Annotated in this window: 3 protein-coding genes; 1 reads left to right on the top strand and 2 read right to left on the bottom strand. The window is 71.6% G+C overall.

Annotation, left to right across the window (positions count from 1 at the left end):
* Nucleotides 1–979, bottom strand: a 979-nt coding sequence (locus R6V09_RS49190; RefSeq protein WP_317887941.1) for an amidase, incomplete at its 3' end; no start/stop codon positions are given.
* A 237-nt stretch (nucleotides 980–1,216) separates the two neighbouring features.
* Between R6V09_RS49190 and R6V09_RS49185 the strand changes: the two genes are divergently transcribed.
* Nucleotides 1,217–2,605, top strand: coding sequence for a glycoside hydrolase family 43 protein (locus tag R6V09_RS49185; protein ID WP_317887940.1), 1,389 nt, complete (start codon nucleotides 1,217–1,219; stop codon nucleotides 2,603–2,605).
* An 18-nt stretch (nucleotides 2,606–2,623) separates the two neighbouring features.
* Here the strand turns inward: R6V09_RS49185 and R6V09_RS49180 are convergent.
* Nucleotides 2,624–3,370, bottom strand: a 747-nt coding sequence (locus tag R6V09_RS49180) for a PucR family transcriptional regulator (protein WP_317887939.1), incomplete at its 5' end; no start/stop codon positions are given.

The raw sequence follows: 3,370 nt of genomic DNA, 5'->3' as shown, positions 1-3,370 counted from the left end.
TGTGCGGTGCCTCGCGGACCCGCTCGGCGAGACCGACGGTGGCGCGCGGGAGGAACGTCAGTCCGATCTGGCCGTACGGCGGATCGGCCTCTACGACAGTGTGGCCCAACTGGGCGAGTCTCTCGGCGAGTTCGAGCACCCGAGCCCGTACGTCCGGTCGCAGCCGGGCGGGCAGCGCGGTGAACGGCGGCTTCAGGGAGAGCGCGATGCGCAGTCGGCCGGGGTCGCGCCCCACGGCCTCGGACATCCGCAGCGCGGGCGGCCGGTGCGGGTCCTGGGCGTGATTGCCGCTCGCCGCGTCCAGGAGCAGGGCCGCGTCCGCGACCGTACGGGCAAGGGTGCCGTTGACCGTGATGCCCTGGAAGGACTCGCCGCGCGGCCAGGTCGAGATACGTCCGCGCTGCGGCTTGACGCCGATGAGATGGGTCCAGGAGGCCGGGATGCGCACCGACCCGGCGCCGTCCGAGCCGAGCGCGGCCGGGACCAGGCCTGCGGCGACCGCCGCCGCCGAGCCGCCGGACGAACCCCCGGGTGTGTGAAGGGAGTTCCACGGATTGCGGGTCGCGCCGAACGCGGGCCCCTCGGTGAACGGCCACTGCCCGAGCTCGCAGGTGTTGGTCTTCCCGACGATGACGGCACCGGCCGCCCGCAGCCGTCGTACCGCCTCGCCGTCCTCGGCCACCGGCGGGAACTCGCCCCGGCAGCCGAACGCGGTCGGTTCGCCCGCCACGTCCGTGTCGTCCTTGACGGCGACGGGCACTCCGAGCAGCGACTTGCGGACTCCGGCGGCCAGTTCGCGGTCCGCCGCGTCGGCCTCGGCGAGCGCGGCCTCCCGCCGTACCACCCGAAAGGCGTTCAGGGAGGCCTGAGTTGCCTCGATCCGGGTCAGTGCCCGCTCGGTCAGGGTCCGTGCCGTCACCTCGCCGGCGGCCAGCGCGCGGGCGGACTCGGCGAGACCGGGGGAACGGTCGGGCGTCATGGCGGCACCTCCGGAGATCGTGGTCCACCGCACGGTAACGGCCGGGCGCCCGGCGCGGTGCGGAAGCGGCAACTTCCCGCGTGGCGTGGACGGTTGACGGTCCGCCACAGGCTCCCCACAGAGATCCTCCAGCACTGCGCAAAGCATTGACGTGTTCCTGACCCACCCCTACCTTCTGACCGAATTCACGAACTGCGTTCGACATGGCGAACGTCCGAGTCTCCGGGAGAGCCGCCCGTGACCACACGTCCCCCCACACCGTCCCGCCGCGCCCTGCTGCGCGCGATGGCCGCCCTGCCCGTCTCGGCGCTCGTCCTGGGCGAGGCCCCCGGACTGCTCGGCACGGCCCTGGCCGCCGCCCCCGCCGGCGGCTACGCCACCCGCTACACGATCGTCCCGTTCCTCAACAGCGACGACGGCACCGTCAACGTCTACCAGTCCGACGACGCCACCGACTTCCGCCTCGTCCAGGCCTCCGCCTACACCCCGCCCAGCAACCGCATCCGCGACGCCAGCGTGTTCAAGCACACCGACGGCTACTACTACCTGACGTACACCACCCACACCTGGGAGGACGTCAGCACCACCATCGGCTTCGCCCGCAGCGCCGACCGGGCCAACTGGACGTTCCTGTACGACTACACGGTCCCGATCACCAATCTGTCCCGCGCGTGGGCACCCGAGTGGTTCGTCGACAGCGACGGCAGTGTCAACGTCATCGTGTCCTGCTCCACCACCGACGACGAGTGGATCTTCACGCCGTACCGGCTGCGGGCCACCAACTCCGCGCTCACCGCCTGGAGTTCACCGGTCGCCCTGTCCGGCATCGGCTCCAACCACATCGACACGTACATCGTGCGCGTCGGCTCGACCTACCACGCCTTCACCAAGAACGAGACCGCGAAGTACATCGAGTACGCCACCGCCACCAGCCTCACCGGCCCCTACACGATCTCGAAGACCGGCGACTGGGCCGGCTGGGGCAGCTACCGCGAGGGTCCCTCGGTCGTACAACTCGACAACGGCGGCTGGCGGATCTTCTTCGACGGCTACGGCGACGGCAACTACTACTACAGCGACAGCTACGACACCTTCGCCACCTGGTCCGCGCCGACCGCGCTCACCACCCTCTCCGGCACGGCACGCCACTTCACGGTCATCAAGGAGACCGTGTCCGGCGGCCCGAGCCTCGCGACCGGCGTCACCCGCTCCTTCCAGTCCGCCAACTACACCACCCGCTACTGGCAGGAGGTGTCCTCCCTGCTCAACCTGCCGGTGGTGACCAGCTCCAGCACCACCGCCCTGAAGCAGGCGTCCACGTTCACCGTCGTCGCCGGGCTCGCCGACGCGACCGGGTTCTCCTTCCGGGACAGCGCGGGCAACTACCTGCGCCACTACGACTTCCGGGGCCGTTTCGACGCAGGCGACGGCACGACGGCGTTCGCGAAGGACGCCACGTTCTACGCCCGGACCGGCGCCACCACCGGCTCGCTCCGCTTCGAGTCGTACAACTACCCCGGCTACTACCTGCGCCACTACAACTACCAACTACGGGTGGACCCGACCGACGGCACGGACCTCTTCCGTACCGACAGCTCGTTCGTGCCGGTGACGGCCTGGGCCTGAGCGCGGGCCGGGCCGGGCTCAGTCGGTGAGGCCCAGTGCCCCCGCCGCCTGGATCGCCAGCCAGACCTCGGCCAGCGCCCCCGTCGACGTCAGGTCGCGGTGGGTGAGGGTGCCGAAGCGGCGCAGCCGGTAGGCGAGGGTGTTCGGATGGATGTGCAGGGCCGCCGCGGCCGTGTCGGTGCGGCGGTCCCGCTCCATCCAGGTGCGGGCGGAGACCAGCAGCTGCGAGTCGTGGGCCTCGTCGTAGCGCAGGACCTCGCCGAGCACGTGCTCGACCAGTGCCGTCAGGACGGCCGGGTCGTCGGGCAGCCAGCGGCCGGTCGCGTCGTCGCCGTAGCGGACGACGGGACGGCCCGACTCCATCGCCTTGGAGACCGCCCAGAGCGCCTCGCGCTGGGCGACCCGCAACGCAGCGCCCGGCAGGAAGGGGCGGCTCATCCCGGCCGCCACGCCCGGGAGTTCGCCGATGGCCACGGTCAGCTCCGGCGCGCCCAGGACATAGCGGTCCTCGCCCCGGGTGAGCAGCAGGTGGGGGTGGTCCTCCAGACAGCGCAGCAACGCCTCGTCGGTGGTGTGGCGCACCACGAGGAGCACGGTGTCGCCGTCGATCGCGTGCCGGGCGAGCCTGCGGCGCGCCGCCTCCGGGTCGAGGACCTCCTGCAGCAGTTCGGCCAGGGTCTCCGCGCCCTCGCGGCGCAGCGTCTCGCGTTCGTTGCGCACCATCGCGAGCCGCAGCGCCGCCACGGTGGCGATGTGCTGGGCGAC

The organism is Streptomyces sp. W16 (assembly GCF_033194735.1).
GTDB lineage: Bacteria > Actinomycetota > Actinomycetes > Streptomycetales > Streptomycetaceae > Streptomyces.
Note: the sequence above shows the minus strand (reverse complement) of the source record. Positions and strands in the feature narration are given on the sequence as shown.